General features: G+C 57.8%; 19 protein-coding genes and 2 riboswitches. Of the genes, 5 read left to right on the top strand and 14 right to left on the bottom strand.

Annotated elements, in window-relative coordinates; genetic code table 11:
* Positions 1-12 precede the first annotated feature (12 nt).
* The 14 genes from HY751_12205 to HY751_12140 all read right to left on the bottom strand — a co-directional run bounded on the left by HY751_12205 (position 13) and on the right by HY751_12140 (position 14255).
* A complete protein-coding gene (locus HY751_12205) occupies positions 13-726 on the bottom strand; it encodes a precorrin-8X methylmutase (protein MBI4667158.1) in 714 nt (237 codons plus the stop codon).
* Positions 723-2105, bottom strand: coding sequence for a cobyrinate a,c-diamide synthase (locus HY751_12200; GenBank protein ID MBI4667157.1), 1383 nt, complete (start codon positions 2103-2105; stop codon positions 723-725). Before HY751_12200 ends, HY751_12205 begins: the two co-directional genes overlap by 4 nt.
* Complete coding sequence (bluB, locus tag HY751_12195; GenBank protein ID MBI4667156.1) at positions 2098-2805, bottom strand: 5,6-dimethylbenzimidazole synthase; 708 nt, start codon at positions 2803-2805, stop codon at positions 2098-2100. Before bluB ends, HY751_12200 begins: the two co-directional genes overlap by 8 nt.
* A gap of 110 nt (positions 2806-2915) precedes the next feature.
* Positions 2916-3104: riboswitch (cobalamin riboswitch) on the bottom strand.
* Between the two features lie 97 nt (positions 3105-3201).
* The gene (cobD, locus tag HY751_12190) at positions 3202-4158 is read right to left on the bottom strand and encodes a cobalamin biosynthesis protein CobD (GenBank protein MBI4667155.1); all 957 of its coding nucleotides are present in this window, start codon (positions 4156-4158) and stop codon (positions 3202-3204) included.
* Entirely contained in the window at positions 4155-5225 is a 1071-nt protein-coding gene (locus tag HY751_12185; GenBank protein MBI4667154.1) for a threonine-phosphate decarboxylase, read from the bottom strand. The genes cobD and HY751_12185 overlap by 4 nt, the downstream gene beginning before the upstream one ends.
* 4 nt (positions 5226-5229) lie before the next feature.
* A complete protein-coding gene (cobS, locus tag HY751_12180; GenBank protein ID MBI4667153.1) occupies positions 5230-5967 on the bottom strand; it encodes an adenosylcobinamide-GDP ribazoletransferase in 738 nt (245 codons plus the stop codon).
* On the bottom strand, positions 5964-7028 hold the full coding sequence (cobT, locus tag HY751_12175; GenBank protein MBI4667152.1) for a nicotinate-nucleotide--dimethylbenzimidazole phosphoribosyltransferase: 1065 nt from the start codon (positions 7026-7028) through the stop codon (positions 5964-5966). The genes cobS and cobT overlap by 4 nt, the downstream gene beginning before the upstream one ends.
* Complete coding sequence (gene cobU / locus HY751_12170; protein MBI4667151.1) at positions 7029-7565, bottom strand: bifunctional adenosylcobinamide kinase/adenosylcobinamide-phosphate guanylyltransferase; 537 nt, start codon at positions 7563-7565, stop codon at positions 7029-7031. It abuts the gene before it with no gap.
* Positions 7562-8170, bottom strand: coding sequence for a histidine phosphatase family protein (locus HY751_12165; GenBank protein ID MBI4667150.1), 609 nt, complete (start codon positions 8168-8170; stop codon positions 7562-7564). Before HY751_12165 ends, cobU begins: the two co-directional genes overlap by 4 nt.
* A gap of 177 nt (positions 8171-8347) precedes the next feature.
* A riboswitch (cobalamin riboswitch) is annotated at positions 8348-8543 on the bottom strand.
* 56 nt (positions 8544-8599) lie between these two features.
* Positions 8600-9667, bottom strand: coding sequence for an NAD-dependent epimerase/dehydratase family protein (locus tag HY751_12160; GenBank protein MBI4667149.1), 1068 nt, complete (start codon positions 9665-9667; stop codon positions 8600-8602).
* Positions 9664-10665 carry a radical SAM protein gene (locus tag HY751_12155; protein MBI4667148.1) on the bottom strand — a complete coding sequence of 334 codons (1002 nt, stop codon included), beginning with the start codon at positions 10663-10665 and terminating at the stop codon, positions 9664-9666. Before HY751_12155 ends, HY751_12160 begins: the two co-directional genes overlap by 4 nt.
* A gap of 2 nt (positions 10666-10667) precedes the next feature.
* Positions 10668-11747 carry a radical SAM protein gene (locus tag HY751_12150; GenBank protein ID MBI4667147.1) on the bottom strand — a complete coding sequence of 360 codons (1080 nt, stop codon included), beginning with the start codon at positions 11745-11747 and terminating at the stop codon, positions 10668-10670.
* Positions 11748-11805: 58 nt separating this feature from the next.
* Complete coding sequence (locus HY751_12145; protein ID MBI4667146.1) at positions 11806-12969, bottom strand: glycosyltransferase family 4 protein; 1164 nt, start codon at positions 12967-12969, stop codon at positions 11806-11808.
* 11 nt (positions 12970-12980) lie between these two features.
* Complete coding sequence (locus HY751_12140) at positions 12981-14255, bottom strand: NAD(P)/FAD-dependent oxidoreductase (protein ID MBI4667145.1); 1275 nt, start codon at positions 14253-14255, stop codon at positions 12981-12983.
* Between the two features lie 313 nt (positions 14256-14568).
* Here HY751_12140 and HY751_12135 point away from each other — a divergent pair, with 313 nt between their 5' ends.
* The 5 genes from HY751_12135 to HY751_12115 all read left to right on the top strand — a co-directional run bounded on the left by HY751_12135 (position 14569) and on the right by HY751_12115 (position 17868).
* Positions 14569-15903 carry a PKD domain-containing protein gene (locus HY751_12135; protein ID MBI4667144.1) on the top strand — a complete coding sequence of 445 codons (1335 nt, stop codon included), beginning with the start codon at positions 14569-14571 and terminating at the stop codon, positions 15901-15903.
* A gap of 134 nt (positions 15904-16037) precedes the next feature.
* On the top strand, positions 16038-16352 hold the full coding sequence (locus HY751_12130) for a hypothetical protein (GenBank protein ID MBI4667143.1): 315 nt from the start codon (positions 16038-16040) through the stop codon (positions 16350-16352).
* Positions 16353-16407: 55 nt separating this feature from the next.
* Positions 16408-16974 (top strand): sigma-70 family RNA polymerase sigma factor, encoded by a 567-nt coding sequence (locus HY751_12125; protein ID MBI4667142.1) that lies wholly within the window; start codon positions 16408-16410, stop codon positions 16972-16974.
* On the top strand, positions 16971-17402 hold the full coding sequence (locus HY751_12120; protein ID MBI4667141.1) for a hypothetical protein: 432 nt from the start codon (positions 16971-16973) through the stop codon (positions 17400-17402). The genes HY751_12125 and HY751_12120 overlap by 4 nt, the downstream gene beginning before the upstream one ends.
* The gene (locus HY751_12115) at positions 17395-17868 is read left to right on the top strand and encodes a periplasmic heavy metal sensor (GenBank protein ID MBI4667140.1); all 474 of its coding nucleotides are present in this window, start codon (positions 17395-17397) and stop codon (positions 17866-17868) included. The genes HY751_12120 and HY751_12115 overlap by 8 nt, the downstream gene beginning before the upstream one ends.
* Positions 17869-17872 lie beyond the last annotated feature (4 nt).

Below are 17872 nucleotides of genomic sequence, written 5' to 3'. Positions count from 1 at the left end.
TATTATTCGCGTTCAATTTGCCACCTCCTTATCAGCCACCGCCAGCGCGCATAGGGAGTGGATTACGCTCACCGCCAGCGGGCTCCCCCCCAATCTACCTTCCAGGGCAATATATGGAACGCCCAGCGACATAAGCTCTTCCTTGCTCTCCACCACGTGCACAAACCCCACGGGCATGGCCACCACCAGCGCGGGCCTTACCCCTTCCTCCAGGATCAGCCTGTTTAGCTCCATCAGCGCCACCGGCGCGTTCCCAAAAAGAGCCACGCCGCCGTTCAATATATCCTTCGCCTTGCGCGCGGCGAAAAGGGAGCGGGGCAGGCCTGTATTTTTCGACTCCGCCGCCACGTCCGCGTCCGCCACGTGGCAAACTATTTTTTCTTTCGTGTAATTTGCGTTCACCGATTGAAGCCGCGCCACCGACACGCCGCTTTTTATCATGTTGGAGTCGGAGTATATCGCCGCCCCGGCCCGCAACGCCTTAACAGCCGAACATATGGCGTCCTTCGAAAAACGGAGCGCCCCGGCGAGGGTGAAGTTGGCGGTGGTATGAATCATACGCCGCGCTATCAGCCATTCATCCGGCGGGAAATTATGGCTCGGAGCCTCCCGGTCTATGGCGGCGAAAGACATGGCCTCTATCTCTTCCGGGCCTATGGGCGACTCGTACAAGGCGTGTATCAGCGCGCGTTTTTTCCTGGCGCCGGTGGTGTTTTCTTGAATCATTTTTGTTCCCCCGAACATGTCTTAATAAAAGAGTCCATCACGGAAGGATGGGACGCCAGATGAGCGTGGACATAACTTGCCATTAAACCAGGGCGGGAAAACCCTTCAGTCTCTGCGGCCCGGCCCGCCCGGGCGCGGATGGAATATGCCGGGATCCAGTTGTCATCCAGCGCCGTTTCTCCATCCAGTTCCGAATAGTGGAACCTGTGGCCGCGTAAAACATCTCCGGCCCGGCCCAAAACGGAGTCCGCCGCCAGCTCCGCCTCCACATAGCCCAGCGACTTCCGGCCTTGCCTCATCCGCGTGCCTGCAGGCAAAAGACCAGCCATGGGATACCGTTTATCATCCAGCGCCACAATTCCCCGCGAAAGGTACATCAGCCCCCCGCATTCGGCGTAGATAGGCCCATTAAAACCCCGGATACCCTCCAGCATCGGCCGGTTTGAGGAAAGGCGTTCAGCGTACTCTTCCGGGTATCCCCCGCCGATATAAATCCCGCTTAGCCCCTCCGGCAGGTGAGCGTCCGTCACGGGTGAGAACTTTACGATCTCGCAACCGCGCTGTTCCAGCCCTTCAAGGGTGTCGGCGTAATAGAAATGAAACGCCTCGTCGAACGCCACGCCAATGCGGGTTTTGCGGATTAATGGCGGCTTCCGGTTTTTATCCGCATCCACCTTTGGCCGCGCCATCCGCCCCAGGTTTAATAAAAGCTCCACGTCGCAATATTGTTCGATGGCGGAGGCCATGTGGTCGAGCGTTTCCCGGTTAATGGCGCGTCCGTCGGCGCTTACCAGCCCCAAATGCCTGCTGGAGAACTGCGGGAAAGCCCCCCTGGGTATGGCTCCGGCCAATGGCGGCAGGTTAGCGGCCATCAGGGCTTCTCTTAAAACCTCCCCATGCCGCGTTGACCCGCAATTGTTGGCTATCACCGCCGCAACGTTCACACCGGGAGTGAACCCGCAATAACCTTTCACCAGCGCCGCCACACTGCCGCCCATCCCCTTGGCGTCCATCACCAGCGCCACCGGCGCCCCGGTGATGGCCGCTGTATGGGCCGTACCGCCTTCAATGGAAACGGGCGAGGCGCCGTCGTACAGCCCCATCACACCTTCTATCACCGCCGCGTCGAACCCTTCGCATTTCTCCGCGAACAGCCGCCGGGTGTAATCCTCCCCGGCCATCCATCCGTCCAGGTTGTAACATGGCTGTCCAGACGCCAATGAAAGGTACGTGGGATCCAGAAAATCCGGCCCCACCTTGAACGTCCGCGTCTTTATACCCCGCCTGCAAAGCAAGGATGTGAGGGCCAGGGATATGGTGGTCTTCCCCACCCCGCTATTGGTTCCCGCCACAAGCAACGCGGCAAATCCGTTATTCATGGCGCGGCTCCTTCCACGAATGACGCAACGCGTTTGTCATCTCACCGTTGGAAGGGCGGCCCCACACGTCGCTGAACACCAGTTCCTCCAGCGGAATCCTTGGCGCCCAGCCCGATGTTTCCAGCGTTGGCCGTTCCGGGAAGCTTTCCACATGCCCCACGCACAGATAGGCCACCGGCAGGATATTTTCCGGTATGCCCAGAATCGCCCGTAGAGCGTCCGGTTCAAGTATGCTCACCCAACCCACCCCCAGCCCCTCGGCGCGGGCCGCAAGCCAAAGGTTCTGCACGGCGGCGCAAACGCTGTAAAGGTCGGTGTCGCGGATGGTGTTCCTGCCAAGCACCGCCGGGCCGGAGCGCTCCCGGTCGCAAGTGACGCAGATGTTCACCGCCGCGTCCAGTATTCCCTCCAACTTTAACCCCAGGTAGGTTTCCTTGCGGGCGCCTTCAAAGGCCGAGGCGGCGCGTATCCGCTCTTTTTCCACGTGGGCGCGCACGGCGCCACGGATGGAAATGTCTTCGATGATTATGAAGTTCCACGGTTGCATAAACCCCACGGAACCGGCGTGATGCGCGGCGGATAGAATCCTGGCCAGGGCGTTGGCGTCCACGGCGTCGCCCTTGAAATGGCGCATGTCGCGCCTGCTTTCAATAGCCTGGTAAACGCCTTCGCGCCATTCAACAGGAAAACGGTGGCTCATGATGACAGCGCCGTGGAAAATGATGGAACCGCTTTCCGCGGCCCAATGGCGCCAAAGAAACAGGACGGACGTAAATCCACCGACAGCCTCCCTTGATTCACGAGGGTTGAACTTGCCCAAACTTCGCCGGCAGGTATTCTGGCTTCCGGTTCGTCCTAATCACCCTGCCTTCCCGTCCTCTCGAACAGTGGCTTTTTTTCGGGCTTTCGTCCCCGGTCACAGCGGCGGACCCGCGACGGATTTTAACCGTCTTCCCTTTTAGCGGCCCCTAAAGGGCCACCGGCTAACAGGCTAAATGTATAACCACCAGCGGCCTGTTTTCAACATGATTTTGGAGCTTTCAGGCAACCCCTGAATTTATAGCCGGTTGCGCTTGAAAGTTTGAACGCGCTGTATTTAGAACAGTAGCCGCGCCGCTAAAACTGAAACAACAATCACCATGGCCGCGAAAAGAACTGATGTGGCGTTAACCAGTTTCAACACCATTGGGATGCTTTCCCTTGTTAGCGGATTTATAGCTTCGCCGATAAACGGTGAGCGGGCTTCAACACCATCGTAGCTTCGCGTCCCTCCCAACCGCAAACCCAGCGCCCCGGCCACCGCCGATTCGGCATGGCCCGAGTTGGGGCTTTCGTGTTTACGCGCATCTCTCCGCCATGTTCTCATGGCGCCGGAAGCGTCCATCCTCAAAATCAGGGCCGCCAGCGCCACCAAGGGCGCCGTAAGCCTTGACGGGATGTAATTGGCCGCGTCGTCCAGCCGGGCGGAGGCCCATCCGAAACGGATGTATTTTTCGTCCTTGTGGCCAAAAATGGAATCCAGCGTGTTCACGGCCCTGTAAGCCATCGCCAGCGGAGCGCCCCCCAGCGCCGCGTAGAATATAGGGGCGGTGACGCCGTCCACCATGCTTTCGGCCACGCTTTCCACGCACGCCCGGGCCACGTCTTCCTCGCTGAGATCGGCGGTGTCCCTCCCCACGATCATGGCCACTGCGCCCCTGGCCTTCTCCATATCCCCGGCGCAAAGGGCCTTGTAAACCCTCATGGCGTGATCCGAAAGGTCCCGCAGGGCGATGGTGGTGTAGATAACGAACACCGACGCTACGGCGCCAATATAGACAGAGAGCTTGTTTGCCCCAGCCACCACAGCCCACGACAAAAACCATGCGCCGCCAACAATAGCGATGGCCGTAACCGCACCGGCTGTTTTTTGATTTCCGATTGCTTTGCGGGTAGCCCCCTCCAGCTTTGCCGCCAGATTGCCGATGATCCTTACCGGGTGAGGCGCCCATCGGGGATCTCCCAACGCCGCGTCCATGGCCAGGGCGGCGGCGATGTACAGCCCTTGTTTCATCTCAACGCCTCGCCAAGATCCGCGACCAGCCTTCTATTTTCCGCCTCATCCCGCACGGCCACACGGAAATGGCGATCATCAAGCCGCTTGAAATCCCCGCACACTCGGATGGCGATTCCGCGCCGCAAAAGTTTTGCATATAGACCCGTAGCGTTAACGCCCTCTTTTTCCACGCGGCCCAGCAGGAAATTGGCGGCGGCTGGATAAATATAAAGACTCCGGATGCGCGAAAGCGCGCCCGCCAGCTTTTCACGATTTTCACGGACAAATTTTCGGGACCGCTCCATATAATCGAAGTCTTTCATGGCCTTGGCGCCCACTGCCTGGGCCAGGGAATTTACCGACCATGGTGGAACATAATCCCTTATCTTTTTAGCCATGGCCTCACCGGCCACAAGGTAACCTATCCTCAACCCTGGCACGGCGAAAAGTTTGGTGAGCGACACCACCACAATCACGTTGTCCGGCCTGCGGTTTATCAGGGTGTCGAACCCATCCACAAACCCGCCGAAAGACTCGTCCACCACGAACACGGCCTCCGGGCATTCCATCGCCACTTCCCTTATGATGTCGCCATCTGGCGCGTGGCCTGTAGGGTTGTTGGGCCTGCCGATGTAAACCATGTCGCCAGGCTTGATAACCTTCCGCAGTACATCAACGTTCAGGGAGAATCCGTTTCCCATGTCGCAGGGAACCATCTCCACGTGAAGCCGGGCCAGAGACAACGCCCTCTCATAATCGGTATAGGCGGGAACGGGGACCACCCCCCGCTTCGCGGCAATGGCCATGGGTATGGCGCGCAGTAGCTCGGTGGCGCCGTTCCCGGGAACAACCTGGCTTTCAGGAACCTCCAACGCCTCCCCCGCCGCCCGGATAAAGACCGAACAGAACGGATCGGGATACCTGGACAATTCCGGCAATGTTTCTTCGATAACGTTTTTAAACCAATGGGGCGGACCCAGCGGGTTTATGCTGGCGGAAAAATCCAGAATCTCCGATGGACGCAGGCCGGACTCCTGCGAGTACCTGTTGATGTCGCCGCCATGGCCGAAAGAGCTGTTCACCATTTTCCTACACCATCGCGGAGAAGAAAAGCAGGGATACGGTCTCCGATATCTCGCACAGGGCGCCGTAATTGTCGCCGGTCATGCCACCGATCTTTTTTGCGCACCACCTTGCGAACAATAAAACCACAACTAACACAGTCACCGCCCAGCTGAGCCCCCATAATCCAACACCAGCAAGTCCTGCTACGGCCAGAGCGGCCACGGCCCACAGCGCGCGGCTTTTCCCATAGCCGGCGTTCAACGCGTGCCCCAACCCGCCTGGGCCGGACACATACGGCTGGGTGGCAACCGCGTAAAGCATGGCGCAACGCCCAGCCACCGGTGTCAACAACACCGCCACGGCCCCATGCGCCGGAGCAACGGAAGCCAGCGCGCAGGTTTTCAGCAGAACCACGCTGGCCACGGCGAAAACGCCCATGGCCCCGGCGCGGCTGTCTTTCATTATTTCCACTATCCGTTCACGCCCGGCTCCGCTTAAAAATCCGTCGGCGGTGTCGGACAGCCCGTCCATGTGCAGTCCTCCGGAAATCCACGAAAGGAAGAGAACCGTTATCGCCACCGAGGGCAGAAGGGGCAGGAAGCTTGTGGCGCCGTAATTAAGCGCCACAGCCATCAGCCCGATGAAAAGCCCCGTTAGCGGGAACCATGGCGCGAGCCGGCCCAATCCCCCCTCCCCTCCGCGCAACGAAGAAGGGATGGGGATAACGGTTAGAAACTCGAGGGATTCGAAAAAGGCTTTCATTCGTCCGATTGGGACACTCCCGCCGAATCGAAAGTGGCCATTTCGGTAAGAACCCTTTGCGCCGCCTCCACGATGCACATGGCCAGCGCCGCGCCGCTACCCTCGCCCAAACGCATGTCCAGATCAAGATGCGCTTTTGCGCCAAGATGCTCCAGCATGGCGCGATGACCCGGTTCCACGCTCAAGTGGGCGGCTATCATGTAATCGGAGGATTCCTTTTTTATGGCCTTGGCGATGAGCGCCCCGGCGGTGGATATGAACCCGTCTATCACCACCGGCTTTCGCATGGAGGCCGCGCCAAGGATAAGCCCGGCTATCCCGCCTATCTCAAAGCCGCCCACCTTGGCCAGCACATCCACCCCGTCCGCCGGATCCGGCCGGTTCACGGCCAGGGCGCGCTCCACCACGGAAACCTTGTGACGCAACTGGGAGTCATCAATGCCGGTGCCCCGGCCGGTTATTTCGGACGGTTTCCTGCCGGTTATGGCCGACACAATGGCGGAGCTAGGCGTGGTGTTGCCTATGCCCATGTCCCCCGTGCCGAACACGTCGGTGGAACCGGCCAGCGACCGGGCCACTTCTATGCCCGCCTCGATGCTGGCCACAGCCTCTTCCCGGCTCATAGCCGGACCTGTGGCGATGTTGGACGTGCCCCTCCTGATCTTTTTTATTATCAGCTTCCCGTCTTCTGCCATGGGGGCAAGATCCGCGTCCACTCCCATATCCACCACCACAACCCGGGCGCCGCTCACCTTTGCGATGGCGTTCACCCCTGCGCCGCCTTGAATGAAATTGGCCACCATCTGGGGGGTAACATCTTTCGGGTATTTGCTAACCCCTTCGGCGCACACTCCGTGATCACCGGCCATAACCACAACGGTTTTTCGGCTAACGCTGAACGACAACCCGCCAGCCATCCCCGCCAGAGATTCGGCCAGGTCCAGCACCCTGCCCAGAGCCCAATAGGGCATGGTAAGGGTTGCGATGCGTTCCCGGGCCAGCCTTCTGCCTTCCGCGCTGGCGGGGTTGATTTTTTGTATCGTCTCCTCCAACAGTCCCATCTACACTTTTCCTTTCTTCAACGCCATATGGATCCCGCTCACCACCAGGTACACCTCGTCGGCCCCGGCGGCCAATGTCTGGTTAACCCGCCCCAAAAGGTCACGGTATCTTCGCCCCATGGGCGTTTCGGGAACCACTCCCATGCCCACCTCGCTGGTGACGAATATGGAAAACGCCCCCGTCTCCCGGGCGCAGTCCACCGTTTGAGTGACAAGCGCGGATATATCATCCTCCGTAATGGAGGGGGATTTATGCATCAGGTTGCTTACCCACATTGAAAGACAATCCACCAGCGCCACGGCTCCGCCCGGTGCGGACGTGATGGCCCCGGCCAGTTCGATAGGCTCTTCGATTGTGGCCCAGCCTTTCCCCTCCCGCTCTTTTCTATGAAGCTCCACACGGTGTTTCATTTCGTCATCCAGCGCCTCGCCGGTGGCTATGAAAAATCTCTGGCCGGACTTCGCCTCCGCAAGCCCCCTGGCAAAAGCGCTTTTACCGCTCCGGCACCCGCCGGTGACAAGAATTACGCCACTCATATATGGTCTCCCGCGCGGCCCAAGGACATTAAAGCGCCCTTAGACCCGGAAATGACTATCCGGGCCACTCCGGCGGGTGGAATATAAAACGATGAGCTTTTGGAAAAATCCAGTCCCATAAACTCGCAGATAAGATGCCGGATAACGCCACCATGGGAGAACACGGCCACAGGTTTCGGGCCCAGCGCGCCCCGGATGATTTCCGCCGCGGAACGGACCCTGTCACAAAAATCGGCCAGAGGTTCACCGCCAGGAAATGCGAATCCAATGTCAAGCGAGCGGAACCGGCCATATTCGCCGGGGTAACGTTTCTGGACCTCATCAAAAGAAAGGCCGTCCCACTCTCCGAAATCCGCTTCGAAAAGCTCCGGCGCAAGCTCTACCGGAAGCCCTAATCCCTGGGCGGTGATGCCGGCGGTCTGCCTCGCCCTTGCCAGGGGGCTGGAAAGAATCCTGCCGGGGCGCTCTAACGCCATCATTCCGGCGATGGATTTGGCCTGGTGTTCCCCTTCGTTTGAAAGTGGGAGGTCCCTCCTTCCACAAAATTTTCCTTCTTCGGTGGCCGCTGTGGCCCCATGACGGACAAGGATTACAATTCCGTCCATAACACGGCTCCTGAGCGTAAAGAGGTTGAGGAATGTTGAATGCGTACCGCAAGAACAGGCATCGAAAGAAAATCGGGCATAAACACAGTCTCCGCTTAATGTGATAGGAATGCGGGGGACTGCACCCAGTTTAGCTTGGCCGCCCAGCTTTGCGCCTGATGTTCATAACCGCGGAACGTTTCGCGCTTTCGGCTGGGCAGGTCTTCTGGCTCGTGGATCGCCCTACTGGCTTCGCCTTCCCATCCCTTTTTGAAAAGGGAAAGTGGCTAAATGAAGTTTTCGTACCCACATACAGCGGCGGGGACCGCGGCCGGTTTTAACGGCCTTCCCTATTATCCCCCCGGAAGGGGGAACCCATACCGGTGAAGGAAGTATATAAACGGGGCGGGGAAGTTTTCAAGGGAAATAGCATGTAACCTGAAGGTCCCGTCACCTTATTAACCCGTTCTCCCTGTACCACCTTATGGTGGCCGCCGCGCCTTCCGGCAAGCCGGTTTTCGGGCTGTAACCCAATTCCCGCCTAGCCCGGTCTATGGAAAAAGCCCGGTTCTTCACAAAGAAATCCACCCTTCTGCGGAAAAGGGGCGGCTCTATGCCGAATGGTTTGCATATGCCTTCGCACAAGACAGCGGCTATCATTACGGGCAAATAGGGTATCGATCTGCCGGATAGGCTCACGCCCGAGGCGGTTGCGATGGTTTTAGCCCATTCCCACAGTGTCACATACCTGTCACCACCCAGAATATAAACGGAGCCGGGCGCTTTGGGGGACTCGTAGGCCAGTATCATCCCATCAACTAAATCATCCACATAAACCGGGTGGGCCAGCGCACTACCGGCGCCTATCATGCGGAACGACCCGCTGGCGATGAGCCTGAACAGTTTTAATAGCCGCGTATCGCCTGGGCCATACACCATGGCAGGGCGAATTACCGTTACCTCCAGCCCGTCCACTCCGTTGAAAGCTAACGCTGTCTTTTCCCCCTCCGCCTTGGTGACCTGATAAATATCTTTGGCGCTGTAAGGAAAAGTTTCGTCCGCCGGCGGGTTTGTGATATCCCCCAACACGCCCGTTGTGGAGCAGTGGACAATCCGTTTTACCCCATGTCTGGCGGACTCTTCCATCAGCCGTTTGACTGCGTGGACATGCACATCCCAAAACTCTTCGTCGGGCAGACCGGCCTGTTGGACTATAGAGGCCAGGTGAAAAAGCCCGCAGGCGCCGTCCATAAGCCAACCGGGAACCGCCGGGTCTTTAATGTCACCGTGATATATCTGGGCGCCCAGCGACTGGAAGTAAGCGTCATCCTTGCTACTCCGGGCCAGCACACGCAGTTTATAGCCTCGTTGATGGAGGGCTTTAGCTAACCGTTTCCCAACGAATCCGGTGGCGCCGGTGATAACAACGCGGTCCGCCGGATCCCGTGGCATCCGCCGCAAGGCCTGCTCATCGGAGAGCGGCTTTCCCACCGGGCAGGAATCCTCCTGGCCACTCACCTCTGGCGCACCAGCAGGTTGTCCCGGAGGAACGTTGACAGATAATTGACAGGCGCGCCCATGAAAGTTTTGCGTGTGAGCATGTCGCACTGGTCGCAAGGGGAAAGGCCCGCCACGTTCCGCTGGCCCATCCGGCGGCGAAGGCCGCGCAGGACCTCGTTGTTCCACACCTCGGCCACGGACTTGTCCGCCACGGAGCCCACTTCTATCTTGCGGAAGAAATCCTGCGGGCACGCCGCCACCAGCCCGTCAAACATTATTGTCATCGAATACCAGAGGAACGTGCATGGTGTGAACCGGGCGCTACGCCCGTTAAGGCCATGGCCGAACTGTTCAAAATCACCCGCCCAGTTATGGGGCGTGCGCACCACGAACCGGTCCAGCCCCAGCCCCGCGAAATTCTTGACGAAATCCTCGCGGCGTTCCTCCTTGCCAGGCTCGTCTTCCCCTATCTCCATCACCTGCACTATGGTGAACGGGCCCCGCCCCTTTTCCTTCTTCAGTTCCAGAAGCCGCCGGATGTTGGCCACGGTCTCGTCAAAATCGCCGCCGATTCGGTTCTTGTTGTAAACATCCCGGCTGTATCCGTCCACCGAGAAGGAGATGTATGAAAGCCCCGCCTCGATGAGGGCCATGGCCCGCTCCTCCGTAAGAAGCCCCGCGTTGGTGTGAAGCCTGGTGTGAAGCCCCCGGGCCGAGCAATACTCCACCATGTCCGCAAGGCGCGGATGGATGAGCGACTCCCCCCGGTGGAAAAGGTTAACGTCGTTCAGCGAGCCGGCAAGCTCGTCTATTATCCGGGTGAATAGCTCCATTTTCATGAGCCCCTTGGGTATGTCGGCGCCGGTCCCGTGGGGGCAATGGCCGCACGAGAAGTTGCACGCGGCGGTGGGCTCTATCCATACCCGGGTGGGAAGCTGGTTTACGCGCTCGGCCCGGCGGATGTATGAAAGATATACCCGCCCGAGGCTTTCCACCGCGCCCATGAAGGTTTTCATGATTATATCTTTTTTAGTATGTGCGCCACCGTTTCGGGCCGCAGAAGCTTGTGGAACCTGGTTGGCGACAGATAGCTTAGATACTGGTTCAAAGGACTTACGCAGGTCACCCAGCAGATAGGGTGCCGGTTTTCCTTTATGTCCAGCCGTATTTCATCGGCTTCCCTGGAAAACCACAGCTCCTTGAAAGGTTTCTCCGCCAGGTTGCCTATCTTTTTGAACGCCACAGGGCACGGGTACAGATCGCCGTTCGGGTGTATCTGCGCCGTGGTGTACCCGGCGACGCAACGGTATTTATACAACTCGTCCGGGTTGTGCAGATAGGTCTCAAACTCGTCGAAATAGCCGGGGGGATGGGGAAGCAGTTCCCGGTAATTCCCGAACAGCTCCTTTATCTGGCTCTTTAGAAGCGGCAGTTTTTCATCGGGCAATATAAGCTCCCGGTTGGGGGAATATTTGTCGAACGTGTTGGTCATCTCGATGGTCAGCCCGTTCACCCCGGCTTTCCTGGCCAGCCTGGCTATGCCCGTAAGCTGGCCCACGTTCATGGCGTTTATGGTGGTGTTGAAAAAAACTTTTATGCCCGGCTTGGCGCTTTTAAGGTTCTTGACCGCCTCGAAAACCCGGCCGAACGCGCCGGGAACGCCCCGGATATGGTCGTGAGTGGCCGCGTTGTCGCCATCCATGGAGATATAAAGCATATCCAGCCCGCTATCGGCGATTTTCCCGGCGATCATGGGATTTATCAGGAACGCGTTGGAGTTGCCTCCCACTTTCATTCCCCGGGATTTGGCGTGGGCGATAAGCTCGTAAACGGTTTTTTGCAGGAACATCTCCCCGCCGGAGAACGAAACGTGCCGTACGCCGTTGGCGGCCAGGTCGTCAAGTATCCTTTTCTGTTGTTCCAGCGACAGGGTGTTCTGCCGTATCTGGGAATAAGGTATTTTCCATATCTGGCAATGGAGGCATTTCAGGTTGCAATGGTACGTCAGCTCCCACTGAGCCTTCATTGGGCCGCAGATGGGGCGTGTTGCGCCCAGTTTGAACCGGGCCAGGTTTATCGCTTGCGTGAAAAGGGCCATGCAACTAAAAAAACAGGGGGCCTTTAACCGGCCCCCTCCAATTGTTTACCCCGGCGCGTTACCGGATGTGTTTATAGGCTTCTTCCAGCTTTTTCCTGAACGAAGCGTAGCTGAAATTGCTCCGCACGTATTCCCGGCCCCGGTCGCCCAGCGCCCGGCGGAGACCTTTATCATTCAATAGTAGCAGAATGGCCCGGGCGAATTCCATCTTTTCGGGGCGGGCCAGCATGGCCACGTCGCGGTTGAGCGCCTGGGTGTGGGTGGGCAGGTCTGTGGCTACAACGGGTTTGCCGGTGTCCAGATAAGTGTATATTTTCAGCGGCGTATTGGTCCCCTCTATCCTCGGGGACACAAGAATATCCGCCAGCTCGTAATATGTGGGCATGGTTTCCGGCGGCTTGGGGCCGGCAAATACCACGTTCGCCCCAAGGCCCATGGCTCCTGCTTTGGCCTTGTATTTTTCCACGTCGGCGCCGCTACCCCCTACCACTACGATCCTCACTGAGGGATGTTCCCTGGCCACTTCCACGGCGGAATCCAGCAGGAGGTCTATCCCCTGGTATTTCTCCAGATTGCCGGTGTACACGACAGGCTCGCAACCTTCCGGCAGGCCAAGCTCCGCCCGGAGTTTTTCAACGGCCAATCCAGGTGGCGGGGCGCCTGTCATGGGTGTATCTTCTATCTGGAATATTTTCGAACGATCCACCCTCAGGGCCGCCGCCTCGGTGAGATGGCCGCAAACGGTGATCACCATGCTGGCGGACCTTAACGCCGCGCTTTCCATCCTCTCAAAAGCTTTCAGCAAAAACCCGTCTCTCATGAACCGGCTGTAACGCAACTGGTCGGACATTATGGAGTCCATATCGAAAACAAAGGGGACGCCGAACAGCCATGACAGGGGCCACGCCATGAACGCCGCGTCCTCCACGGCGTGGATCGCGTCGTATTTCCCGCGCACAAGGGTTGTGAACGCATGGATCATCATGGCCGCGTCGTAGATGACTTTCTCCTTCGACGGGCCGATTGGCGCTTTTCCAAGACCGGGTATGCGGATAACCCTGTGGATGCGGACGTTGGGAATGTCCACGTTATCCCCGTGGGGGTAAACAAGCAGGTCCACCTCGTGCCCCAATTCCGAAAGCGCCGTAACCATGTTCCGCACGTTTATGGGCGTACCCCGGGCCTCGAAGAACGGCTGGGGGGCAAGAAATAATATGCGCATCCGGCTTAAGGTCAGTGATGGCCCAGATGACTGCGCTCTATCTCGGCGAGATCTTTGCCAGCGACGCTCATGGTGACTGGCAATAACGGATCCCCGGGCAGATGGCCGGTCAGTAGCAGGTTCCAGTAAATATATTTGAAAGCCAGTTTGCCCCAGTGGTTCAGCCTGCTCTCTTTTAGCAGGGCGAACGGCCCTATTGCGGGAAGCGGGTAAACACCATGGACCGGCTCCGTATCGTAATTAAAATCGAACAGCAACGCCTTGTGGTAGCCGGATTCTATAAAACAGTTGGAATGGCCGTCGTAATTGGGCAAAGGCTCTTTGCCACCTATCTCGCGGATAAGGTTCTCCGCTATTATCTCCGCCTCGAAATGGGCCACGGATCCTGCCTTGGAGGTTGGCACGTTTGTGCTGTCCCCCACCACATAAACGTTATGGGCCTTTTTAAGTTTCAATGTATGGTCGTCCGTCACGGCGTATCCCATGCCGTTGCCTATGCCGGACTCCTCGATAACATCCGGCCCCAGGTTGGGCGGTACGCTGGCCAGAAGGTCATACTCAATCCGCTCGCCGGAAAAGGACGTGATGACCCTCTTTTCGGAATCCACCTCGCTTATGGCGAAGTTGGGCGCTATCTTTATGTTCTTCTCCTCCGCTATCTTACCCAGCGCCTTGGTGGCCACGGGTTTCGTAAACGCGCCGGTAAGCGGGGTCACCAGGGATATCTCCACCCGGTCGCGGATGCCGCGAAGGTTAAAATAATAATCCGCAAGGAAGACGTATTCAATGGGCGCCACAGGGCACTTAATGGGCATGTCCGCTATGTTTAATACCAGCCGCCCTTCGTTAAAACCATCCAGCGCTTTTTGCATTTCCATGGCCCCATCCAACGTGTAGAAGGTGTAGGCGTTCTTGCCCATGGCCTCTTCCAGCCCATCCACCTCCGAAGCCTCCACATGGCAACCCAGCCCTATAATCAGCCAGTCATATCCAAACTGCCCGGCCGAGGTCTCCACCAGGTTGCGCTGGTAGTCTATCAAGGTGATATTGGCGTTCACGAATTTCGCCTCCCGGGGCAGGTGGCGGGTTATGGGATGAGTAACATCTTTTTCGCTTTCATACCCGTAAAGCTTGAATGGAAGGAAAAGGAAACCGGGCTGGTAACAGTGTTTCAATTCCTTGTCTATAACCGTAACTTCCCACTCTTTCTGGTCGAGGCGCGAGGTGAAAATGTTGGCCAGTATGGTGCCACCGGTGCCCGCGCCAAGGATAAGTATTTTTTTCATTTTTGAGCCTCCAGTAAAGAGGGTTGTTCTTATAATATAAGAAACAGCGGCGCCATTAAAGGATTCAAAGGTTCTGGTGGTGTCCCGGTTTGAATCCCAAATAACAGACAGGTCATCCACTTCCCTTGCGCTTCGCCCAGGATGACAATGTTATCAACGGCTTTTATATTGTCATTCTGGGCGTAAGTGAAGGATCTCACCTGTACTTTCAAGCTGAGACACTACCAAAGTTCTATTTTTTTTAAGGCTTATCCACGGGGAAATAAACGTATAATATCCACAAGGGCCAACCTATCATAGGGATAACCGCTCGATGAGCCTTGCAAGGGGAAAAGGCGCAGGCGTTTTTGCCATTCTTTTTTGGGCGTTTACCGCCTTATACGGGTGTAGCGCGTCTTTAGACCAGGAAAAGGGCGGCCCATCAGGACAAACCCAACTGGAGCTCGTATGGCCTTCCGGGTATGATTACGACCCGGCCACGCAACGGCTGACGAATCAAACATCCCTTTTGCAATACGCCGCCCCGGTTTATGTGACCAGGGTGAACCTGACTGTATCCGGTAGCGGGATGGACCCTATAAGCATTGACCTGCCTTTGGACACTCTTGCGACGGACCTGACGCTCACTTTTGGCGACCGGCGTTTCGACGTAACGGTCCAGACCAATTTCGGAGCCAGCTTCACCGGCTCGCAGACTGTGACGGTGGCCGCCAGCTCCTCGCCCACGGTGAGGATAACCCTGGAGGTCAACGCGCCGCCGCAAATAACCTCAATAAACACTCCGGACACTTATCCCAGCCCGGGGCAACAGGTGACCATCACAGGATACGCTTCCGATCCTGATCCGGAAGACACCCTGACATACACTTGGTACGGGTTTGGGCCGTATGGGGAATCCCGCACATTCACCGGCCAGTCCATCACCACCACGGCCCCGCTGGACGGGGGGCATTATGTGTTGTCTCTGGTGGTGGAGGATGGCAAGGGTGGAGTGGCCCAGGCGCGGATGGATTTCTATATATACGGCTCCGCGCCGGTGATAAACAGCGTCAACGTCTCCAACTCCACACCGCAAACCGGGGAAACGGTTACGCTTTCCGCCAGCGCCTCCGATTCCGATCCGGGAGACATCCTTATATACAACTGGACCATCACGTCGGATAAGGGTTTCGCTTTCCAGGATGAGGGGCAAAGCATAAACTTCACCGTTAACCAGATAGGCTCCTACACCGCCACAGTCGCCGTGCGCGACCTGCAGGATAACGTCACTTACGGCTCCATTACTTTCGGATCCACGTGCACTTACCCAACGCCGCAGATGATGACGGTAACCGGCGTGATAGGCGCTGGCGCCTCGTCCGCCATTATCAACGTCACTGTTGAATACCCGGCGGGCAGTTTCGTCTCGGACGGCATAGCGGTGTTCAACCTCACCGTAAATGAATTCACCGCCGCCGGTGGCCCATGGGTAAACAGTTATTGGGTAGGCGGCGTAACGGCCGATGTGAACCCGAAAACGCTCACATACAATTGCCAGCCGGGCAAGTTCTACTCGTTCCAGGCCAGCGCGGGTAACACTTGTTATGTGGCAGGGTCGCCCTCCACGCCTGAGAATCCCACCAGCGGCTCATATATCGCCTGCCCATAGGGGGTTGTAGCGCCACAGGCTCCGAGAACCTCTCCTGATTTTTCAGCGGGTTGAAAATTTCTCCCGCCAGCCGGGAACTTTTCACGCCCCTACCCTGTCCAATTGTCAGAAAAAGACGGACAAGGAGAACGGCCATGAAAAAGCTCACAATGATTACCGCAATGGCGGTGATGGCCGGGGCTTTGATTCTGGCGCCAGCCATAGCCAGCTCTTACAGAGGTGATCCGGCCCGTCGGGGGCCATATTACACGGACACCGATGGTAACGGCGTTTGCGACAAGGCCGGGGTTTCGGCGAACCAGGAAAAGAGCCAGCCAGGCGATTCCTCATCTCCAACGGTTTGCCCCATGCGGGGTGGCGGTAAAATGGGATTCCACAAGGGGGCCAGCGCTGGTGGCGCAGGGTTTGTGGATGAGGACAACAACGGGGTTTGCGACAGGCTGGAGTGACCAGCGGAAAACCGCGCGGTAGCTATAGGATGAGCGCCGCGCAGACCACTGCCAGATGAGGAATATGGACGAAGCCCGGATTGTGGAGAAGGCCCGGAACGGAGACCAAGAGGCGTTCGGGGTTCTTTTCGAACAGTACAAGAACATGGTTTGGAGCGTGGCGTACAGGATGACCTACGACTTCGACGAGGCCGAAGACCTGGCGCAGGATGTGTTCGTGTCGGCCTGGAAAAACCTTGGCTCTTTCCGGGGAGACTCTTCGTTCTCCACGTGGCTATACAGGATTACGGCCAACAAATCGCTAAACCACGCGGGGAAACGAAAAAATGTCCGCGTGGTTCCCGGCGAGGAGACCATGGCTAAAGTGGACGAGGCGATGTTCATGAGGAACAACCCGCAACTCTCTATTGAACAGATGGAGACGGAGAAAACGCTGGCGGAGTTTCTGGGCAGGCTGGAGCCTGAGAGAAGGCTGGCGGTGATATTAAGGGAGTTGGAGGGTTTGAGTTACGAGGAGATTGCGGAGGCCACGAAAGTTCCTGTGGGAACAGTCCGCTCAAGACTGGCCCGGGGAAGGCGGGAACTCGAAGAGATGGCCGCAGGTTCAGGTGACAGGCAATGAAAGACATAGACAAGCTTTTTTCGAATGCCCCAAGGCTCTCGGCGCCCGATTCGTTGCGGACGAAAGTGGAGCGGGAGATTTCACAGGTAACCTCCGGTAACGCCACGCCATCCATATGGGATTGGCTGGAGCGCCGGGTGAGGGCCCCGTGGGGCGCCGGGGCGGGGCTGACTTTCGCCACCGCGGCGCTGGTGGCGCTGGCCGTGCTTATAAGTTCGCCTAACGGCAAAGGGCCGGTGGAGATAGGCCCGGCGGATCAGGCGGCGCTGAACCAGTTCATGGGTGAAACGGTGGAGCCGGTGTTCGCCAACGGTTTTGATGGCAAGGCCGCAAACGGCGCAATGGCCCCGGAAGAAGATATCGAAGGATTCATGCGCGCCCAGCTGGATCCATTTATTACGGTGTATGGAGGAAACGACAATGCGTAGTCTCATGATGGCTGTTTTGGTTTTTGTTATTGGCGCCCCCATTGCCCTGGCCCAGCCGCCGGGAAACCAGGGCCGGGGGCCGGCGAAGATGAGTTATGTGCAAGAGCTCAATCTCACCAAAGACCAGATAAAGGCAGTGCGGGAGCTTCAAAAGGAGACCCGCAAGAAACTGGCCGAGATCAAGGCGAAGATCGAAATCAAAAGGATTGATTTCGACGAGGAAATCCAGAAGGACAAACAAGACCTGAAGCTGGTGGACAAGCTGATAGGCGACCTGGCCGAACTGCACGCCCAGCAGAGCCGGGTGACGCTGGAGATCCGCGCCAGGATGATGGGGCTCCTCACCCCGGAGCAAAAGCAGAAGATGGTGGAAAGGATGGGAATGGGAATGATGGGCGGATCCCACATGCGTGGCGGCGCCCCCGATGAGCCTGGCGAAGAGCCGGGCGGCCCCGGCCCCAGGTAATACC

The sequence above is a fragment of the Nitrospinota bacterium genome, assembly GCA_016208975.1.
Taxonomy (GTDB): Bacteria; Nitrospinota_A; UBA7883; order UBA7883; family JACRLM01; genus JACQXA01.
The sequence above is the reverse complement of the archived record's forward strand: the minus strand, read 5'-3'. Positions and strand labels throughout refer to the sequence as shown.

Coding starts and splice junctions, on each gene's coding strand:
- HY751_12165 (MBI4667150.1), bottom strand. CDS start 8,170: ATGGACGGAATTGTAATCCTTGTCCGTCATGGGGCCACAGCGGCCACC.
- HY751_12135 (MBI4667144.1), top strand. CDS start 14,569: ATGAGCCTTGCAAGGGGAAAAGGCGCAGGCGTTTTTGCCATTCTTTTT.
- HY751_12140 (MBI4667145.1), bottom strand. CDS start 14,255: ATGAAAAAAATACTTATCCTTGGCGCGGGCACCGGTGGCACCATACTG.
- cobS (MBI4667153.1), bottom strand. CDS start 5,967: ATGAAAGCCTTTTTCGAATCCCTCGAGTTTCTAACCGTTATCCCCATC.
- HY751_12200 (MBI4667157.1), bottom strand. CDS start 2,105: ATGAATAACGGATTTGCCGCGTTGCTTGTGGCGGGAACCAATAGCGGG.
- HY751_12185 (MBI4667154.1), bottom strand. CDS start 5,225: ATGGTGAACAGCTCTTTCGGCCATGGCGGCGACATCAACAGGTACTCG.
- HY751_12155 (MBI4667148.1), bottom strand. CDS start 10,665: ATGAAAACCTTCATGGGCGCGGTGGAAAGCCTCGGGCGGGTATATCTT.
- cobT (MBI4667152.1), bottom strand. CDS start 7,028: ATGGGACTGTTGGAGGAGACGATACAAAAAATCAACCCCGCCAGCGCG.
- cobD (MBI4667155.1), bottom strand. CDS start 4,158: ATGAAACAAGGGCTGTACATCGCCGCCGCCCTGGCCATGGACGCGGCG.
- HY751_12130 (MBI4667143.1), top strand. CDS start 16,038: ATGAAAAAGCTCACAATGATTACCGCAATGGCGGTGATGGCCGGGGCT.
- HY751_12150 (MBI4667147.1), bottom strand. CDS start 11,747: ATGGCCCTTTTCACGCAAGCGATAAACCTGGCCCGGTTCAAACTGGGC.
- HY751_12145 (MBI4667146.1), bottom strand. CDS start 12,969: ATGCGCATATTATTTCTTGCCCCCCAGCCGTTCTTCGAGGCCCGGGGT.
- HY751_12115 (MBI4667140.1), top strand. CDS start 17,395: ATGCGTAGTCTCATGATGGCTGTTTTGGTTTTTGTTATTGGCGCCCCC.
- HY751_12125 (MBI4667142.1), top strand. CDS start 16,408: ATGAGGAATATGGACGAAGCCCGGATTGTGGAGAAGGCCCGGAACGGA.
- HY751_12120 (MBI4667141.1), top strand. CDS start 16,971: ATGAAAGACATAGACAAGCTTTTTTCGAATGCCCCAAGGCTCTCGGCG.
- HY751_12205 (MBI4667158.1), bottom strand. CDS start 726: ATGATTCAAGAAAACACCACCGGCGCCAGGAAAAAACGCGCGCTGATA.
- cobU (MBI4667151.1), bottom strand. CDS start 7,565: ATGAGTGGCGTAATTCTTGTCACCGGCGGGTGCCGGAGCGGTAAAAGC.
- bluB (MBI4667156.1), bottom strand. CDS start 2,805: ATGAGCCACCGTTTTCCTGTTGAATGGCGCGAAGGCGTTTACCAGGCT.